We start from the raw sequence: 19,034 nt of genomic DNA, 5'->3' as shown, positions 1-19,034 counted from the left end.
GTTCGTTTAACTTTTACCGTGGGTGATTAGTTCTGTTGTTCTTGAGTCGTAACCGGCAAGGGACGCTTGAGAGGCAGCACCAGAGAGAATGACTTGACGAAATTATTGCTCGTCTTGGCATCGCCTGCAGCAAGAACCTGTCTCATTTCCAAAGGAGAGCCATCGGGCTTCTTGAAGGTAAACAGGGACTTGTCTCCATTGGCTTCGATCTTCTTGCGGATGTCCTGAATGACGGATTCTCCTCCCAAGGCATTGCGAACAAAACCTTTCAAGAGAATGGCATTGACTTCAAGCCGCTTGGGGGCACTCGCCTGACCCGCCCCCGGGCGTTTGGCAGCAGCCGAAGCATCCGGAGTAGTAGGAACGACAATGGAACTGGCCTTTTCCGTCGCAAAGGTATCCTTCACGATGGCATCGCCCGACATTCCGTCAATGTTGTTGGGATTGTAATTGGTCAACGGCGAAAAATCCGTTACCCAGAAAGCATCGCTAGGAGCCGTATCCACAAACTCGGAGAGCAGGGACGAATAGCCGTAACGTTGCAGGGAAAGAAGTTCGTACTGGGCCAACTTGCCGTTGAGATCGTTGATGGCAGTCTTGTTTTTCGCAATCTTGTTTGCCAACGCCTGCACGCTTTCTTCTTTTGCACCAACGACTTTTTCCACTGCTACGGCACGTTCCAGACTCATGAAGGAAGCTGCCGTATAAATACCGGCACCAATCACGGCGATAACAACTCCCATGATCACCTTTGGCAACTTGCGCTTGGCCTCACGTCTTCTACCGACAGCAGTCGGAACCAGATCGATATTGATCGCAGCACGTCCCACGGCATCCAATGCGGTACCGACAATGCCGCCCAACATGTATGCCTCGGCAGCCACTTTGTCCACATTGACCTGCGAACCTACGCCCACATTGTGCAACGGATTGAAGAATGCAACCGGGATTCCCAGACGTTCTTCAAGGAATTCTTTAGTATAGGGAAGAGAAGCTCCGCCGCCGCACAAATATGCCTTAACAGGGGCACTACCATGCATCTGGGCCCGGTAATGGTTCGTCGTACGCTGGATTTCGGAAGCAAGGCGTGTCATCGCATTGCGAATACTCGTAGCCAAGGCAGCCACTTCAGGATCCATTCCCTCAGTCTGTCCATTAGTCATGGATACGAGGCCCTTGGTAACCTTGGCCTGTTCAGCCTCCATAAAGCTCGTATTAAACTCACGGGCAATAGCCGACGTAATGAACACGCCGCCGGCTGAAATACTGCGGGTAAAGAAACGGCCTGCCTCACAGTAGATCAAGTCCGTCGTCTTGGCTCCGATGTCGATAATCATCGCCGGGTCATTGTCATCCGGGTAACTGTCACGATACGCATTATAGATTGATGCCACAGCGCAATCAACCTGGCCGGTAACTAATCCGTGGGACTCGACGACATCATCAAGACTATTGAGGGCGTCCGCCTTGACAGCGACAAGAACAGCTTCCTGCTCCAGTCCGTTGGAAGGAAGAAGATGGTAGTCCCAGATTACTTCATCGATCGGGAACGGTACCTGCTGCTGGGCCTCAAACTTAACAAGCTGGGTCACATCGGCATTATCGATCGGGGGCAGTTTGATGAAACGGATGAAAACGGATTGTCCGGAAACGGAGTAGTTGACCGTACTGCCTTTAACTTTGAGTTCGCTGACAAGCTCTCCGATGGCGGAACTCATCTGTCCAAGGCGCATGGATTCCTCGGAAGGATCAAGATCAAGGACTCGCGATCCATAACGGCTCAGGGCCAGACCGTTCTTGCCGGAACGGGTAAAGACGCCCATCGTTACCCGTTTGGACCCCACGTTTAACGCTACAATTTGTCGGCTATCAGACATGTACTGGTGGTGTTAGGATTTCGTAATATACTGAGAGAGATAACATAAGTATTTTGATCATGCAACAGGGTTACTCGGTAGCACCGCCTGAGGAATTCTCGTCGCTCTTGGGGGAGATTTCCGGGTAACGGTCATACCAGAGCATCATGAAAGGAGTCTGGTTCTTGCTGAGAAGAGGATAGTTTTCGCTGAGGGTAAGAGATTGGCTCTCCCACCAGTTTTTCTTGCGCCCTCCCGTTTCCGGATAAATGGTCTTGTCACCATAAGAAATAGAAATTCCTGTCTTTTCGAAGAGAGAACCCAGCACGGTTTCCGAACCGGTCAGACGTTTGACGGAAGAGGGAGAAAGGAAAACGCAGGCGTAGAATGTTTCCCCGACAGGGACATTCACATAGGTAATTTCCTTGGTCAACAGGAGGGTCCCGGCAGGACGTTCATCCGGGGGAGTTTTGACAGCCACATAAAATTTGACTTTCAAATCGTTGAGAAACAGAGGCGCCTTCCTGGTTACAGAATCCCGCGCATCGACTTTGATAGCAGCTTCGAGGTAGGCCCATGCCTTGGGCTTGAATCTCATATCCCTCGTCTGAGCCTGGATTGTCGGGGAATCCATGGACTGGACACGTTCAATCTTCACGGGGCCGACCACCTTCACCACCGTTTCTGCCTGAGCAGAGCCCGAGAATAGAGAAAAAGCGCCAGCTACGGCCAACATCATTTTAAGAGCAGTCTTCATAGGAGAATTCAATTCTTATCTCTACTACAATAAATCCCCCCCCATGGCTAGCAAAAGCTTCCAATTTCTCCTCCTTTAGCAAAAAAAAGCATTCTCAAGCCCTCTGAAGGCGGGTAAACCGCGATTTTCCCTATCTCTACCGAATTACCATGCACGCATTCTTGGTTCTTGACCTCAAGCCATCGTAATTCCATTCTGCCCCCGCCATGGAACCTTACGATCTACTGGAAAATTTTTCCAATGCCTCCGGCATCTCCGGCCATGAAGATGAAGTGAGAGCCCTATTCGTCTCCTCCCTCCAGGGATGCGGTCGCTTCTACACCGATAAAACAGGATCCACCATCTGTGAACACGGAGACTCCGGCCCGCGCATCATGCTGGCGGCGCACATGGATGAAATCGGGTTCCTCATCCAAAACATCACTCCGCAGGGATTCCTCCAGATAGTCCCCATCGGAGGTTGGTGGACGCATACCCTGCCCAGTCAACGCGTCATCATTACCACTCGTTCCGGCGAAAAAATCCGAGGAGTCATCGGTTCCAAGCCTCCGCATCTTCTACCCGAATCCCAAAAGAAATCCCTGATGACCATGGAGGCCCTCTTCATCGACATCGGAGCCGAATCTGCCGACCAGGCCATCCATGAATTCGGTGTTCACCCCGGGGATCCCGTCACCCCGGACTCCACCTTCACCTACCTCCGCAGCAAAGGAAAAGTCATGGGTAAAGCATTCGACAACCGCGCAGGCCTCGCCGCCATGACCGCAGCCACCCTCAGCCTCACCCGAAGCGGTCACCCGAACATCCTCCTTGCAACCGCCACCGTCCAGGAAGAAGTCGGTATCCGTGGGGCCAAAACAGCTACCCAGGCAATCCTCCCGGACTGCGCCATCATTCTGGAAGGCCCTCCCGCCGACGACACTCCGGGGTTTGCTCCGTCGGAATCCCAAGGGAAACTCGGAGGAGGCGTCCAAATCCGCCTTTACGATCCGACCGCCATTACCAACCCGCGCCTCGCCCGCCTTGTAGAAGAGACCGCCCTCAACGCCGGCATCCCCTACCAGCTCACCGTCCGCCGATCCGGAGGTACCGATGCCGGAGCCATCCACCTCTCCGGACAAGGAGTTCCTTGCATCGTTCTTGGTATTCCCGCACGCTATATTCATGCCCATAACGGCATCATGTCACTAGCCGATTTTGACGCGGCCATCGCCCTTTGCGAAGCCCTTGTCCGCCGTCTGGACGCCAAGGCTGTTGCCTCCCTCACGCAATATATATAAAAACACAAGCGGCTCCCATGTTCGCCACATACATCCACGACCTCAACCCCATCCTCCTCCAACTGGGAGAAACGATCGCCATACGATGGTATGGCATTGCCTACTTGATGGGCTTTGTCGCCGGGTACTTCCTCCTCAAGTACCTCTCCGGAAAAAACCTTTATCCCATCGCCCAAGAGAGACTCTCCGACTTCATCACCTGGACCGCCGTCTTCGGCGTACTTCTCGGAGGCCGTCTCGGCTACGTCATTTTCTATTGGATCCCCAACCGGGGACTGGACGCTTTCCTGGCCGACCCTCTCACCGCCGTCCGCGTCTGGGAAGGAGGCATGGCCAGTCACGGAGGTATCATCGGAGTCACGCTTTTCACTCTCTACTATGCGCGGAAGCACGGCATAAACTGGGTTGCCATCACCGACGGACTTGCCATTGTCGCTCCGGTAGGGCTCTTCTTCGGACGCATGGCCAACTTCATCAACGGAGAACTCTATGGACGCATTATCCACAGCCACTCATGGGTCGGCATGAAATTCCCCGCCGAATTGCATGAAAACATGCAACTGCGCCACCAGGCTCTTCAAAAAATCTACGACGAATGCCCCGACTCCATCCTCCAAAACCTGGCAGCGGCATCTCCTTTGCCCGACCGAGCCGACGCCTATTCGGCCCAATGGATGATCGAACGCGTTCGTGATACCCCGGCCATCAAAGACATCGTCGGATCCGTCCTGCCCGAACGCTACCCGTCTCAGCTTTACGAAGGCCTGGCCGAAGGCATCATCCTTTTCACTGTCCTTTGGGGTATACGTATCCTCTACCCCAAAGCCTACAACGGCATCTTCAGCGGCATTTTCTGTTTCCTCTACGCCATAGGACGAATTATCGTCGAAAATTACCGGGAGCCGGATTCCCCTGTCTGGTTCAATCTCACTCGGGGTCAATTCCTTTCCCTCTTCCTCTTCCTGATCGGAACCGGCTTCTTCATCTACGCGTTCAAAACGAAAAAAACCGTCCAGGCCGTCAATTAGCCAGATCATCCAAAAACTTTTTTCTCCAAATACAAAAAAGGGCTTGATCCGACTACATAAAACAGGTAGATTCCGCCCGCACCACGTGAACGGGTAGGTTCCGGAGCGGTCAAACGGGGCAGACTGTAAATCTGTTGTCTTTCGACTTCGCTGGTTCGAATCCAGCCCTGCCCACCATTGTGGTTCAACAAAGCCCTTCGTTAGAAGGGTTTTTTTATTGCCTTAATCAGGATAACGGACCGGATTTGCCCCTTTCTCCCCAATCGTCCGTGTAATACAACGATTTATCATGGTAATAGGAAACAATTGACGTATCATGTGCTTGGCAAATGAGACTTGTATAACCCAGTCTCCCTCTTGCGCCCGGGCTAATCCATACCAATCGTTTATCCATGAAAACGCATCACATTTGGAAGAAGTGTCATATCGGGATTCTGTGCATCGTATGTGCGTTTTTCATTGAAGTGAAAAGCGCGTCAAGCGCAGAACATACCGAACATTCCCTAAAACGGGCCGTTGAAGGAAACTTCCTGATGGGAGTCGCCCTCAACACCCGCCAAGTTAACGGACGGGATCAACAGGCAACCCGGCTCATCAAGCAGCACTTCAATTCCATCGTAGCAGAGAATTGCATGAAGAGTTCCGCCATCCATCCGGAAAAAAACCGATTCAACTTTGCCGATGCAGATAAGCTGGTGCATTTCGGCGAAGAAAACGGCATGGCCGTCATTGGTCATTGCCTCATCTGGCATTCCCAACTCGCTCCATGGTTCTGTATTGACGAAAACGGAGCCAAGGTATCTCCCGATGAACTTAAAAAACGCATGAGGGACCATATCCATGCGGTCGTAGGTCGCTACAAGGGACGCATCAAAGGCTGGGACGTTGTCAATGAAGCTATTGAATCCAACGGTTCCTGGCGCAAAAGCCCCTTTTATGAAATCCTGGGAGAAGAATACATTCCCCTTGCCTTCCAGTATGCCCACGAGGCAGATCCCCAAGCCGAGCTATACTACAACGACTACGGCATGGATGCAAAAGCCAAGCGCAACAAAGTTGTGGAACTGATCGGAATGCTCAAAAAGCGGGGTTTGCGCATTGATGCTGTCGGCATGCAAGGCCATATGGGGATGAAGTATCCCGAATCGGACAATTTCGAGAAAAGCATCTTGAGTTTCAGCAATGCCGGAGTCAACGTCATGATTACGGAATGGGATATGAGCGCCTTGCCAAACGTTCAAACCGGTGCCAACATCGCCGACACGGTCGCTTATCGGAAATCAATTGATCCATACACCGATGGTCTGCCGGATGCCATATCGCAAGCGTGGAACAACAGGATGAAAGAGTTCTTCAATCTTTTTCTGAAACACTCCAATGTCATTACACGTGTCACGGTATGGGGATTGACGGACGGAGACTCATGGAAAAACGGATTTCCCGTCCGGGGCCGCGTAGATTATCCCTTGTTATTCGATCGACACTACATGCCCAAACCTTTCGTTCAGGAGATTATGGAACACCAAGCGGATCCCTCAAGATAACTCCATGATTCACCCGCCCCGCCTATCCCTCGCCAAGGAAACAGATCTACCGGATATCTTGAACCTCCAGTATCTGGCCTACCGCAGCGAAGCGGAACTGGTCGGAGATCACCGCATTCCTCCCCTGTTGGAAACTCTGGATGATTTGAAACGCCAATATGAAACCGGCACAATCATCTGTTCCATGCACAATAATGCAGGACTCCTCATCGGCTCCGTCCGAGGTACAATTCGAGACAAAAATCTTTTCATCGGCAAAATCATGGTCCACCCTCGCTACCAGGGGCAAGGCTACGGGAAGCAACTGTTGAATTATATAGAGCACAAAGCTCCCGATACCGTCGTTCGCTTCGAACTTTTCACCAGCAATCTCAGCAAACGCAATCTGTCCCTCTACCTCTCCATGGGGTACTCTGTTTTTCGGGAACAAGCTGTCGCACAAAGAAAATGGACATTCATTTTTATGGAAAAAATCATATCAAGGGCCATAATCTTCCCCATCCGTGAAGAGCCATAAATTCCACTGCAAAAACCACAATCGCCCCTAATTCTAAAAAAAACTTTCAACGGGAAACTCTTCGAGTACAATACATGCGATTTATGAACTGGCTCCTATCAATTGCACTGCCTGCGGCAGTATTCGCGACCTGTGCCTCCTCTCAGGAACAAACTCTTAAGGAACAGGAACAACGCCCCAACATCATTATGATCATCACAGATGATCATGCCTATCAAACTCTTGGCACCTGCGATAAGGATTCTCCAATGCCTTATCCCAATTTCCACAAAATGGCAGATGAAGGCATGGTCTTTGATCGCAGTTACTGCGCCAACTCGTTGTGCGGTCCATCCCGCGCCTGCATTTACACAGGGAGGCATTCCCATATGAATGGCTACCTGTTCAACGAACATGCCAAGCCTTTTGACGGTTCCCAGCCCACCTTCCCCAAAATGCTTCAGAAAGCCGGCTACCAAACGGGGCTTGTCGGCAAATGGCACTTGGAATCCAACCCGACCGGATTCGACTACTGGGAAATCTTCCCCGGTCAGGGCAACTATTTCAATCCCGACTTCATCACTCCCGGAAAAGACGGCAAAAGGATCGTCACCCGCGTCCCAGGCTATGCCACCGAGCTCGTAACCCAAAAGAGCATCGACTGGCTGGATAAGCGAGACAAGGACAAGCCTTTCATGCTCGTCGTCGGCCACAAGGCACCGCACCGCAACTGGTGTCCGTCCATCCAGAACCTGGGACGAGCCAAACAATTTGCCGACACGATTGATCCCCCCTCTAACCTGAAGGACGACTTTTCCGACCGTCCCGACTTCTTGAAAAAGACGGAACAAACGCTCGCCAACCATTTCGATGTATGGTCCGACGAACACCTTATCAAAGAAGTCGTTCCGGAAGACATCCGCAAAATGATCGTATGCCCCAAATACGAATGGCCTATGCCCGAATGGGGGCGGATGAACCCTGAACAGAAAAAAGCCTGGTACGACTACCATAAGGCCCGTACCGAAAAACTAGTTAAAGATATCAGAAGCGGCAAAATCAAGAACAAGGACGATATCCTTCTTCAACGCTGGCGCCACTACATGGAGGATTATCTCGGCACCGTCCTGTCCGTCGATGAAAGCATCGGCCAACTCATGGACTACCTCGACAAAAACGGTCTTGCCGAGAATACTATCGTTCTCTACTGCGGCGACCAAGGTTTCTACATGGGCGAACACGGCCTCTACGACAAACGCTGGATTTTTGAAGAGTCCTTCCGCATGCCCCTCATCATGCGCTGGAAGGGGCATATCGCACCCGGAGTCCGTTCCGAAGCCTTCGTTCAGGAAATCGACTATGCCCCTACCTTCTGCGATGTAGCCGGTATCGCCACGCCAGAAAACATGGCAACCTTCCAGGGGAAGAGTCTCACTCCGCTCTTTAAGACCGGAGAACACAAAGACTTCTCCGACCGCCCCCTGTACTATGCCTTCTACGAAAACCCGGGCGAACACAACGCCCCCCGCCACGACGGGCTGCGTTCCGGCAAGTACACCTTGTCCTACCTCTGGACCAGTGATGAATGGATGCTTTTCGATAACGAAAAAGATCCTGCTCAGATGCACAATGTGTACAACAAGCCGGAATATGCCGAAGACACCCGGAAACTCACCGAACTCTACAAACAACTCCGTCAAGCATATCAGGTGCCGGATGGATTCCCCGGAGCCAAAGGCAAACTCAGCGTCACCCCCAAGTGGGACTGTGCGCCCAAGGGGAGTAACGCCAATCCCGAACCCGCCTCTACCAACTAATAAAATCAGCACAAATACGATTCCAAAGTCCCCCGTCCCAACCTTGCTTTCAAAAGTCCGGACGGAGGACTTTTTCACATCCGACTCCCCGCCATGAAAACGTACATAGCACTTATTCTGGAATTGTTCTGCCAGCTTTGTCTCGCCGACAGCCTTTATAACATCATCCCCGAACCTGCCGAGGTTACCCCCGGTACCGGCACTACAAAAAACCTCAGCGTCATCCGAGCCCAGAAAACAGCAGGGCTTGGGGATGAGGGATATACCATGGATATCACACCTGGAGGAGTCATCATCCAATTTTCCACTCCCGATGGGCGGGCCATGGCGACAGCCACCCTCTTCCAATTGCGGGACCAACTCTCCGATACCCCCCAAGGCATCCCCTGCGGTAAAATTGCAGACCGCCCCAACTTCCCTTGGCGCGGCATGATGGTCGACGTCGGACGGTATTACTACCCCATGTCCGAGCTTCTCAAGTTCGTAGATGCCATGCACTACTACAAATACAACGTCCTCCACCTGCACCTCACGGAAGACCAGGGATGGCGTCTACCCGTCCCCGGCTACGATAAATTGCGCACCATCGGAGCCGTCCGTCCCTCCGCTCCGAAAAACCAGAACAATTCCCTGCTCGCCAACGAAGGAATGTACACCAAAAAGGAACTCGCCGATCTCGTCGCCTACTGTGCCAAACGCGGGATCAAAGTTCTGCCGGAAGTTGAAATGCCCGGCCATAACATGGCCCTGGCCGCTTCCTATCCCGAATTCTGCTGCAACAGTAAAAAAGCCCAGGTCTGGACGCATGGAGGTGTTTCCTCCAAACTCATTTGTCCTCAAAAGCCGGCTACCAAAAAATTCATCACCGACGTCTTCAATACCCTGGAATCCATTTTCCCGTTTACCTATGTCCATATCGGCGGTGACGAATGCCCCATGGGCGATTGGAAAAATTGTCCGGACTGTCAAAAAGCCAGGGCAGCCAAAGGCCAGGGCGACGACGTCCATGCGGAAATGAGCGACTTCACCACCTCCCTCACCCAACAGCTGGCCCAAAGAAAACGTAAACCCATCCTTTGGTACGATATTAACAAATCGTACTATCACAAGGGGGAAACCGTCATGTCCTGGCTGCCGGGAGAATTCCCCCGTTGCATCGACAAAACTAAAGAACAGGGTATCGATCTTATCGTCACACCCCAGTTCAAATACTATCTGGCACGCTGCCAGTTTAACTACCCCAAGGGGGATCCCCGCTTCAAGCCGGAAGGCAGTCCCATCCTGCTAAAAGACTGCTACAACTTCGATCCCCGCAATGGACGAACCAAGGAAGACACCAGTCACGTCAAAGGCATCCAACTCTGCATGTGGGCCGAATGGATTCCCTCCGCCGAACTCCTGATGTACATGACCTTTCCCCGCGCCATCGCCGTCTCCGAAAACTGCTGGGGAGAATTCAGCAAGCACCCCTCGCTGGAAGAATTCGAGAAAAAGCTCGAATCCCACAAAAAACACTTTCAGAAACGCTTCGGCTACACGTTGGAACGCAATATGACCAACAAACCCTTGCGCGAAAATTCCATCACTCAGAAGGAAATCAACCGTATCAACTCCAACTACGAAAAAGGCCAGAGACAGGTCTCCTGAAGTCATTACCGGCTTCCTCTAGATACCGAAACTCAAAAAGAAGCGGAGCTGAGCAACGCAGCTCCGCTATTATTTATCAAGCCGAAACACATGTTTAGGGAAAGACAGGAGGTTTCTGCCCGGCAGGCAGGCCGGTATCCTTCCCATCCGTCAGCCAATCGATCGTAACGGGCACGAATTTCAGATTTTTGATGTTATTCGCATTTTCCTCATAGAGCACCCCCACCACGCCGGGAGCCACCATCGCCGTACTGGAATAGGCAAAACCGCCCTTGCCAAGCAATTTGCTTACAGGCCATGTTTTACCGTTGTCGTAGCTCATGGCAATCGTACCTTTGACGCGGCGTCCAGCACCGGGAGCGGTAAAAATCAAGCGACTTTTATTCCCATAGGCCGTCTGGTCCGACAGAGAATACGTCATCAGGGAATTCTGTGTACTGTCACAAAATAAATCCGGAGCATCCTGTACCTTGCCCCATGTCTCACCTCCGTCTTCCGACCAGACGATACGACGGCAATTGCCGCCACCCCAATGGCGAGCTACCATGACAACGCCACCGTTATCTGTTTCGGCAATAGAAGTCTCATTCACCATTCCCTGCTGATTCGTCGTCGGGTTGCCAAGTTTCCAGTTCTTGCCTCCGTCATCGCTGTAAATGCAAGAAATCACCCACTTCCCGAAAGGGCCTTCATTCGCCGGTATCAGTAGCCGTCCACGATGAGGAGCATTCTTCAATTGCACACCCGCATTAGGGCCGAAAGCCATAATATCCACTCCGGCAGGCCGCTTAGTAGTCTGAGTTATCTCTACAGGCTTGCTCCAGGAAGTCCCACCATTACGGCTCTGAATCATGAAATTGCGAATACACCGCGAATCATCCCACCCATCGGGGATATTTCCTTGACGCTCCGACACTCCTTCCGGATACCGCTGGAAAACCACTGTGATTGTCTTACTCTTTGCATCATACACTGGGCTGGGATTATTAAAAGTCGCACCATGTGATTTGGCAATCGCCCGCGGACGGCTCCATGTTTTACCTCCGTCCTTGCTGCGGCTCATAATGATATCGTTCTGACCTTGGTCCGTATTTTTGTACCTCCCCTCAGCAAAGGCAATCAATTGCCCCGGTCCCATACTGATCAGGGCAGGAATACGGATCGAGGCGTAGGAATTGCCATGACCTGCACTAAAAACATTGACCGCCCTGTCACAGGGGAAAACCTCCTGAACCGCCTCTTGAGTAAAAACGGGCAATGCCACAGCGCATATGATACCGGCAACCGATCTGACAATAGATTTCATCATGCCCTTTATCATATACGCACACCTGGCCCGGCACAGCATCATTCCAGCTCCATGATAAAAGACCATATCCAAACCAGATATCCTGCCCTTTCATCTCACCAGTACTGTCCGGATGAAAACAGCAATCGGGCATGAAATCGACTTACCGTAAATTTTCATATCAAATCAGATTAATCTAAATATATGACAATAAAGAATCTATCTCACTCCCTTATCATTTTATGGATGATAATTAGAAGCATCATACACGTATCATCCTATCTTTTCTGATAAATAAAAAAGCATTCATCCGTATTTTTTTAAGGTTTCCCCACTCACTCCGAGCACACACCAAATAAGATATTCCGACCGCAATCACCTCCATCTTCCTCAATCCATACTCTCATGATTTTATGAAAAGTCTCTTTTCAATCCTTATTGGCCTTCATCTCTCCTTCCTCTCTCCGGGGACAGAATACCACGTATCGCCGAATGGAAACGACAACCATGCAGGTTCGCCGGAAGCTCCCTTGAAAACCATTTCCGCAGCTGCCCAGAAAGCAGTTCCGGGAGATGTTGTTACGGTTCATCAAGGAACATACCGGGAACGCGTATCGCCGCCCCGGGGGGGAGAATCTGCGGACAAGCCTATTGTTTACCAGGCAAGTCCGGGAGAAAAAGTAGAGATCAAGGGCTCGGAAATCATCAAGGGATGGAAAAAAGTAAATGAAACTACCTGGAACGTCCAGATTCCCAACGAATTTTTTGGCAATTTCAATCCCTACTCCGACAACATCCATGGCGACTGGCTCAGCAGAGGCCAGTGGTGCCACAGCGGAGACGTTTACCTGAACAACAAAAACCTGCTTGAGTCACAGGAGCTGGACGCCGTCCTGAACAACAAGGGCGGCAAGGCGCTCTGGTTCTGCAAAGTGGAAGGCGGCACCACCACAATATGGGCCAACTTCAACAGCAATCCCAATGAGGAAACAGTAGAAATCAATACCCGCCAATCCGTCTTCTATCCGGAAAAGCCGTTCATCAACTACATTCACGTTCGCGGGTTTGATATGAGCCATGCCGCCACGCCCTGGGCCCCCCCCACAGCGGAACAAATCGGCTTGATAGGCACCCATTGGAGCAAGGGCTGGGTCATTGAAAACAACACCATCAGCCACTCCAAATGCGTCGGGCTCACCCTGGGCAAATATGGAGACGAATGGGACAACAAATCCGAATCGGAAGAGGGATTCGTCCAGACCATTGAACGCGCGTTGAAAAACAAGTGGGACAAGGAGCACATCGGCAGCCACATTGTCAGGAACAACACCATCTCCTGGTGCGGTCAGGCGGGAATAGCCGGAAGTCTCGGGGCCATTTTCAGCAGGATCGAGAATAATACCATTTTTGAAACGGGGCTCCACCAGCCCTTCTGGGGATATGAACATGCCGGAATCAAACTGCACGCTCCGGTGGACGTCGTGATCGGCAAGAACCATATCTATCGTACGAAAACGGGAATATGGCTCGACTGGATGTCGCAGGGAACCCGCGTTACGAAAAATTTCCTTCATGACAATAATGTGGGCGACCTGTCGTATGAGGTTAACCATGGCCCGATTTTGACAGACAACAACATCCTGCTGACGGAGGCACTGAATCAAATCAAGCTCTCGCGCGGCGCGGTTTTCGTGAACAATCTGATGGCCGGCAAACTGTATCCCACGGGAGACGAGGATCAGCGAAAAACACCCTACATGTTCCCTCACGATACCAAAATAGCGGGACGGCACAGTTGTCCATGCGGCAACTCGGCTTTCTACGGCAATATTTTCACGACCATGGATCTCACCCCCTACAACGCCTGCAAAATGCCGGTAACCATGGAAAGAAACCTGTTCCTCCTGCAGTCCATCCCCTCCAAATTCGAAAAAAATTCCTGTGTCAAATCCGGGTTCGACCCCGGTATCAAGGTCATTCAGAAAAAGGACGGCTGGTATCTGAAAATCAATGTTCCCGAGGGATGTCAGCAGATGGGAACCGACAAGGCGCTGAGCAGTGCGGATTTGGGCAAAGCTGTCGTTCCCAACCAGAGTTTTGATCAGGCAGACGGCACCCCTATCGTTTTTGATACGGACTATCCTGGAAACAAGAGAAACTTCCCCGGCCTCTGTCCCGGCCCTGTCGATTTCACCAGATCCGGCATTCAGGAAGTCAAAGTATACCCCTTGAAAGACTAAACCAGACCGGTCATAAAGGCGGATCATATTTTCATTACGAATCTCTCGCCGGAGTGAACCCTCATTAGCCCCATACCATCAAAAATATCATGAAAAACTTTATCCTGCCTTTCTTCATGGCCGTTTCCGTTTTTTGTGTTTCGGCGGCGGAAGAAGCTCCGGAAGAATCCCTTGAGTGTAAAATAACCAATTTTTACAAATACCGGGACGACCACAAGCCCGGACGTGAGATACTCGTCACATACAAGGGGAAAACGCCTTTGCAAAACGGCAGTCTGGAAATATCGGTCAACGGCAAGCAGGAAAGCCTCCCCGTGAAAAACAACGGAGAGGCCGCCCTCTCCGTCCTGCTGCCCGAAAATGTCGGCTTATCGGAGGACGCCCGGGTAAAAATTGATCTGATCCGGGAAAACAACCGGACTCTATCCAAAGAGATAGTCGTTCCCAAATTGCGCTACTGGAACGTTTACATCTATCCTCATTCCCATGTGGACATCGGGTACACGAATACCCAGGACAATGTGGAAATCATTCACAAAAGAAATCTGGAATACGCCATGCAACTGGCGGAAAAAACCAAAGACTATCCGGACGGCGCCCGGTTTGTCTGGAACCCGGAAGTCACCTGGCCCATCGAGAGATACCTGGCAACGGAACCCCGGGAAAAAGGGGAAAAACTGCTTCAGGCCATTGCCCGGGGACAAATCTCCGTCGATGCCGGATATGTCAACACCAATACCAGCGCAGCCAATGAAGAGGAATTGCTTGAGCTCTTCCGATATGGAAAAACGCTGGAAAAGCAAACCGGGAAGAAAGTGGAGACCATGGTTCAGGTCGACATCCCGGGAGTCTCGTGGGGAGTGGTGCCCGCCGCCGCTCACATGGGGATAAAATATTGCCTGGCGCTGTTCAACGGCTCGGACAGAACCGGCCTCGCTCACGAAATAAACTTCCATCCCTTCTGGTGGGAGAGCGCCGACGGCAAATCAAAAATCCTGTTTCTGCAGCCGGGAGACTATACGCCGGGAGCTAAAATAAAAGGACACATGTTCTGGCCCAAAATGGCCGGTCAGACCGATCCCGAAAAACTGTTGAGATTCGTACAGACCGACAATCCCCGAGCAAACTTCATTGATTCCTACCTGGACAAGAAACTTCCCGAACTGGAAAAAACGGACACCTACCCGTATGATATTTTTCCCATGACCTGGTGCATTGCGGACAATACACCCGTTGACTTCGATCTGCCGGAAGCCGTAAAAAGCTGGAATGCGGAATATGCCTATCCCAAGCTCCGCATTTGCACGGGAACGGACATCATGCAAGCTTTTGCGAAAAAGTATGGCGACCGCATTCCCGTCATGAAAGGAGACTTCACCGAGTACTGGACGGATGGACTCGGCTCCCACGCGGCCTACCCGGGACGCAATAGGGAAGTGAAGGAACGCCTGCTGCAAGGAGAAACCCTGTGGAGCATGTTGAATCCGGGAAAACCCGTTTCCCGCAAAACAGTGGAAGAGATATGGAGGAATATAATCCTGGGAACAGAACACACCTGGGCCTATATGAGACCGGAGCAGCAGCCTATCTGCGACGAAATCCTGAACAAAAAACTCGATTATTTCAGAAACGCGGAGAAATTATGCACACTTTGGCTGGATTCCATTGTCAGCGGCATACGCCGTCCGTCGGACACCATTTGCGTATTCAACACCCTCTCCTGGAAACGGAGCGGTCTTGTAAAACTCTCTCCCGAGGTTTGCGGAGGCCATACATCGGTTGTAAATGAGGAAACGGGAGAACAAGTGCTTTGCCAAAAACTTTCAAGTGGAGAGCTGGCCTTCCTGGCAGAAAATATTCCGCCGCTGGGCGCCAAAAAATTCCGGCTGGAAAACCAACAGGAACAAACGGTTCCTCCGGTGAAGAATGCCGCCCCCGTTCTTGACAACGGATCCGTCGTCGTCAAATTGAACCCGGCAACGGGAGATGTGGACAGCCTTGTCCATGAAGGACAAGAATTTGCAGACAAACAAGCCAAAACGGCCATCAACAGCTTCCGTTATCTCAAGGGCGCGGATTCCTCCGACAAGGCGATCAAGGATCACCACATTAAGATAACGGCCAGGGAGCAGGGCCCCCTCATCAATACCCTTCTCATAGAATCCCAGGCGGAGGAATGCAGCTCGCTATCCAGGGAAATCACTGTGGTAAAGGGACAGCCTGCCGTCTCCTTCCGCAATACCGTAGATAAAATAGCCGTAACCGCCAAGGAAGGCGTTCACTTTGGTTTCGGTTTCGATATTCCCCAGCCGAGAATCAGGGCGGACATTCCATGGGGGGCCATGGAATTGGAAAAAGACCAGCTTCCCGTCGCCAACAGAAACTGGATCGCCGTCCAGCGCTGGCTGAACATCTCCAACAAAAACAAAAACATAACGTGGTGCTCCCTGAATGCGCCGGTTTTCGAATCGGGAGACATGACCGCTAACATCCTGGGGGGAGCCTTTGGTTCTCCTAAATGGCTGAGAAAACTGGAACCGTCCGCCACCCTTTATTCCTGGGCGCTCAACAATCACTGGCACACTAACTTCCCCCTGTCACAGCAAGGAAAGATCGAATTCAAATACAGCGTCCTCCCGGCAAAAGGCGTCTATGACGCGGTAAAATCCAATAGATTCGGCCTCGAACAATTCCAGCCTCTTATTGCCGTTCCGGTCGATAAAGAATATGAATGTCCCCAAAATCTGGTGATCTCGGGAGATGACGCCGTCATGATCACAATGGTAAAGACCATAAACAAGGGAGTCTCCCGGATTATCCGCCTGCGCTCCGTTTCGGACAAGGAGAGCCAGGTCAAACTGACCTGGAAAAAGGATCAGCCCAAACGTGTTTCTCTTTGCACGTTCAACGAAGAACCGGGGACGTCCGAAATCCACAAAGGAAATGTGACCATTCCCGCCCGGGGATTCGTTACGGTCAGAGCAGATTGGCAACCCCAAGCAGAAACCCGGCAGCAGAAAGAATAAATTTACTCGTCACGGCAACCTCAACAGGGGCGAAACACTTCCGGAACAATTTCAAAAAAAACGTATTATGAGAAAGATTTTTAATTAATGCCGAACATTTTTCCGGCAAAACTTAAAAAGAGCAGTTACTTCATCATGCACATTATCCCCATTCCTTTTACCCGGATTCTTCTGACGGGATTCGCGTTTCTGCCCCTGTACGCGGCAGAATACCACGTCTCCCCACAGGGAAACGACAGCCACGCAGGGACAAAGGAAGCCCCCTTCCAGACTATCGCCGCCGCCGCGCAAAAAGCCGTCCCCGGTGACGTCATCTCCGTACATGCGGGCACCTACCGGGAAACCGTCAATCCGCCCCGTGGCGGTCTCTCGCCGGAAAACAGAATCACCTACCAGGCCGCTCCCGGCGAACGGCCCGTCATCAAGGGATCGGAAATCGTCAAGGGCTGGGTCAAGTCGGACACGCCCAACGTCTGGAGCCTGCGCCTGCCCCACTCCTGGTTCGGCAAGCATAATCATCCCTTCCGGGAACAGGTGGAAGGGGACTGGCTTGTCAAGAACGGCCGAAACCACCATACGGGAATGATTTTCCTGAACGGTAGGAGCCTCTTTGAGATGGATACGAAGGCCAAGGTTCTCAAGCCCCGGCCTATCGGCAGCGCTGTGTACAAGGATGATTCCCTGAAGGTCTGGTTTGTGGAACAGGATGACGAAGGCGTCACCTTGTGGATCAACACGCAGGGAGCCGACCCCAACCAGGAAACCACGGAGATCACCACACGCTCCACCTGCTTCTACCCGGAAAACGAGGGTGTCAACTACATCACTCTCAAGGGCTTTGAAATCTGCCAGGCAGCCACCCAGTGGGCCGCGCCCACCGCTCATCAGATAGGCATGGTCTCCACCCACTGGAACAAGGGCTGGATCATTGAAGACAACATTATCCACGACTCCCGCTGCAATGGCATCACGTTGGGCAAGGAAGCGGCGACCGGGCATAATCCTGCCACGACTCAACGAGACAAGGACGGAAGCGTCCACTACATAGAAGTCATTTTCAATGTCCTCCGCAAAGGCTGGAACAAGCAGAACATAGGCTCCCACCTCGTCCGCAATAATACGATCTACAACTGCGAGCAGACCGGCATCTGCGGCAGCATGGGCTGTGCTTTCAGTGAAGTCACGGGCAACCACGTTTACAACATCTGGGTACAGCGGCTCTTCGCCGGATATGAAATGGCCGGTATCAAATTTCATGGAGCCATAGACACCACCCTGTCAAACAATCATATCCACCAGGCAGGACGCGGCATCTGGCTGGACTGGATGGCCCAGGGCGTGTACGTCACAGGAAACACCCTGTACGACAACGATCAGGATGATCTTTACATAGAGGTCAGCCATGGACCGGGGCTCATAGACAACAACATCATGCTGTCCCGGAAAAATATATATTATCACTCTCAAGGCTACGCGTTCGCACACAATTTCTTTGGCGGTTTTCTAGACATCCGCCCGGAACCTCATGCCCGTTTCACCCCCTATCAGTTGAATCACTCGACGGAAATCATGGGACTGGATCGCATAAAATCCGGAGACGACAGATATTATTATAATATATTCGCTCCCCTCCAGGGACAGAAATCAACCGGACTGGAAGCTCTCGCCCATTACCCTTTCCCTTCGAAAATTTGCGGCAACCTTTATTTTGCAGGACTCAAACCGGCTCCCGGAGAAACGGAAGCTGTAGAAACATCCCTTAAGCAGGAAGACATCAAACGTCAGTCTGATGAAAAAGGAAAACTTCTCTCTCTGACATTGCCCTGGGATAAAGCCATTTCCCTGAAAAAGCTTCTGCCCGTCACCACCTCCCTTCTGGGCAAAAACCGCATGACAAAATGCCCTTATGAATTGCCGGACGGTTCTCCCATTGTCATTGACTACGATTTTGCAGGCAATACCAGAAAGAACGATTCCTGTGTCCCAGGCCCATTGGCCGATCTTCCGGTCAGAACACACCCCCTGCCCATCCGGCCATAAAATCAATCTCTCTCC

At 51.7% G+C, this 19,034-nt stretch carries 12 protein-coding genes and 1 tRNA gene; 10 read left to right on the top strand and 3 right to left on the bottom strand.

The window, feature by feature from the left end:
- Positions 1-26: 26 nt before the first annotated feature.
- Together QET93_RS02865 and QET93_RS02860 are read right to left on the bottom strand one after the other, a co-directional pair.
- Positions 27-1,877, bottom strand: a complete 1,851-nt coding sequence (locus QET93_RS02865) for an Amuc_1101 family PilM-like pilus complex protein (protein ID WP_280125207.1) — start codon at positions 1,875-1,877, stop codon at positions 27-29.
- A gap of 70 nt (positions 1,878-1,947) precedes the next feature.
- On the bottom strand, positions 1,948-2,613 hold the full coding sequence (locus QET93_RS02860; RefSeq protein ID WP_280125206.1) for an Amuc_1102 family pilus-like protein: 666 nt from the start codon (positions 2,611-2,613) through the stop codon (positions 1,948-1,950).
- Between the two features lie 206 nt (positions 2,614-2,819).
- On the opposite strand from QET93_RS02860, the gene QET93_RS02855 reads away from it, so the two are divergent.
- The 7 genes from QET93_RS02855 (at position 2,820) to QET93_RS02825 (ending at position 10,425) form a co-directional block, all read left to right on the top strand.
- Positions 2,820-3,893: a M42 family metallopeptidase gene (locus QET93_RS02855; protein WP_280131538.1), complete on the top strand. Its 1,074-nt coding sequence runs from the start codon at positions 2,820-2,822 to the stop codon at positions 3,891-3,893.
- Between the two features lie 17 nt (positions 3,894-3,910).
- Positions 3,911-4,921: a prolipoprotein diacylglyceryl transferase gene (gene lgt, locus QET93_RS02850; RefSeq protein ID WP_280131537.1), complete on the top strand. Its 1,011-nt coding sequence runs from the start codon at positions 3,911-3,913 to the stop codon at positions 4,919-4,921.
- Between the two features lie 91 nt (positions 4,922-5,012).
- Positions 5,013-5,098, top strand: a tRNA-Tyr gene (locus tag QET93_RS02845).
- A 215-nt stretch (positions 5,099-5,313) separates the two neighbouring features.
- Entirely contained in the window at positions 5,314-6,465 is a 1,152-nt protein-coding gene (locus QET93_RS02840; protein WP_280131536.1) for an endo-1,4-beta-xylanase, read from the top strand.
- Positions 6,466-6,469: 4 nt separating this feature from the next.
- Positions 6,470-6,982, top strand: a complete 513-nt coding sequence (locus tag QET93_RS02835) for a GNAT family N-acetyltransferase (protein ID WP_280131535.1) — start codon at positions 6,470-6,472, stop codon at positions 6,980-6,982.
- 83 nt (positions 6,983-7,065) lie between these two features.
- Complete coding sequence (locus QET93_RS02830; RefSeq protein ID WP_280131534.1) at positions 7,066-8,778, top strand: sulfatase; 1,713 nt, start codon at positions 7,066-7,068, stop codon at positions 8,776-8,778.
- Positions 8,779-8,871: 93 nt separating this feature from the next.
- Positions 8,872-10,425: a beta-N-acetylhexosaminidase gene (locus QET93_RS02825; protein WP_280131533.1), complete on the top strand. Its 1,554-nt coding sequence runs from the start codon at positions 8,872-8,874 to the stop codon at positions 10,423-10,425.
- A gap of 94 nt (positions 10,426-10,519) precedes the next feature.
- Here QET93_RS02825 and QET93_RS02820 read toward each other — a convergent pair whose 3' ends face one another.
- A complete protein-coding gene (locus QET93_RS02820) occupies positions 10,520-11,734 on the bottom strand; it encodes a sialidase family protein (RefSeq protein ID WP_280131532.1) in 1,215 nt (404 codons plus the stop codon).
- A 392-nt stretch (positions 11,735-12,126) separates the two neighbouring features.
- Here QET93_RS02820 and QET93_RS02815 point away from each other — a divergent pair, with 392 nt between their 5' ends.
- The 3 genes from QET93_RS02815 to QET93_RS02805 all read left to right on the top strand — a co-directional run bounded on the left by QET93_RS02815 (position 12,127) and on the right by QET93_RS02805 (position 19,019).
- On the top strand, positions 12,127-13,953 hold the full coding sequence (locus QET93_RS02815) for a right-handed parallel beta-helix repeat-containing protein (protein ID WP_280131531.1): 1,827 nt from the start codon (positions 12,127-12,129) through the stop codon (positions 13,951-13,953).
- Positions 13,954-14,042: 89 nt separating this feature from the next.
- Entirely contained in the window at positions 14,043-16,979 is a 2,937-nt protein-coding gene (locus tag QET93_RS02810; RefSeq protein ID WP_280131530.1) for a glycoside hydrolase family 38 C-terminal domain-containing protein, read from the top strand.
- An 87-nt stretch (positions 16,980-17,066) separates the two neighbouring features.
- Positions 17,067-19,019 carry a right-handed parallel beta-helix repeat-containing protein gene (locus QET93_RS02805; RefSeq protein WP_322190090.1) on the top strand — a complete coding sequence of 651 codons (1,953 nt, stop codon included), beginning with the start codon at positions 17,067-17,069 and terminating at the stop codon, positions 19,017-19,019.
- Positions 19,020-19,034: the final 15 nt, after the last annotated feature.

The organism is Akkermansia sp. N21116, from assembly GCF_029854705.2.
GTDB lineage: Bacteria > Verrucomicrobiota > Verrucomicrobiia > Verrucomicrobiales > Akkermansiaceae > Akkermansia.
This window is presented reverse-complemented; position numbering and strand designations above follow the sequence as displayed.

Bases quoted from the DNA above. Each gene is read 5' to 3' on its own strand.
- QET93_RS02865 (WP_280125207.1), bottom strand. From the start codon at position 1,877: ATGTCTGATAGCCGACAAATTGTAGCGTTAAACGTGGGGTCCAAACGG.
- QET93_RS02860 (WP_280125206.1), bottom strand. From the start codon at position 2,613: ATGAAGACTGCTCTTAAAATGATGTTGGCCGTAGCTGGCGCTTTTTCT.
- QET93_RS02855 (WP_280131538.1), top strand. From the start codon at position 2,820: ATGGAACCTTACGATCTACTGGAAAATTTTTCCAATGCCTCCGGCATC.
- lgt (WP_280131537.1), top strand. From the start codon at position 3,911: ATGTTCGCCACATACATCCACGACCTCAACCCCATCCTCCTCCAACTG.
- QET93_RS02840 (WP_280131536.1), top strand. From the start codon at position 5,314: ATGAAAACGCATCACATTTGGAAGAAGTGTCATATCGGGATTCTGTGC.
- QET93_RS02835 (WP_280131535.1), top strand. From the start codon at position 6,470: ATGATTCACCCGCCCCGCCTATCCCTCGCCAAGGAAACAGATCTACCG.
- QET93_RS02830 (WP_280131534.1), top strand. From the start codon at position 7,066: ATGAACTGGCTCCTATCAATTGCACTGCCTGCGGCAGTATTCGCGACC.
- QET93_RS02825 (WP_280131533.1), top strand. From the start codon at position 8,872: ATGAAAACGTACATAGCACTTATTCTGGAATTGTTCTGCCAGCTTTGT.
- QET93_RS02820 (WP_280131532.1), bottom strand. From the start codon at position 11,734: ATGATGAAATCTATTGTCAGATCGGTTGCCGGTATCATATGCGCTGTG.
- QET93_RS02815 (WP_280131531.1), top strand. From the start codon at position 12,127: ATGAAAAGTCTCTTTTCAATCCTTATTGGCCTTCATCTCTCCTTCCTC.
- QET93_RS02810 (WP_280131530.1), top strand. From the start codon at position 14,043: ATGAAAAACTTTATCCTGCCTTTCTTCATGGCCGTTTCCGTTTTTTGT.
- QET93_RS02805 (WP_322190090.1), top strand. From the start codon at position 17,067: ATGCCGAACATTTTTCCGGCAAAACTTAAAAAGAGCAGTTACTTCATC.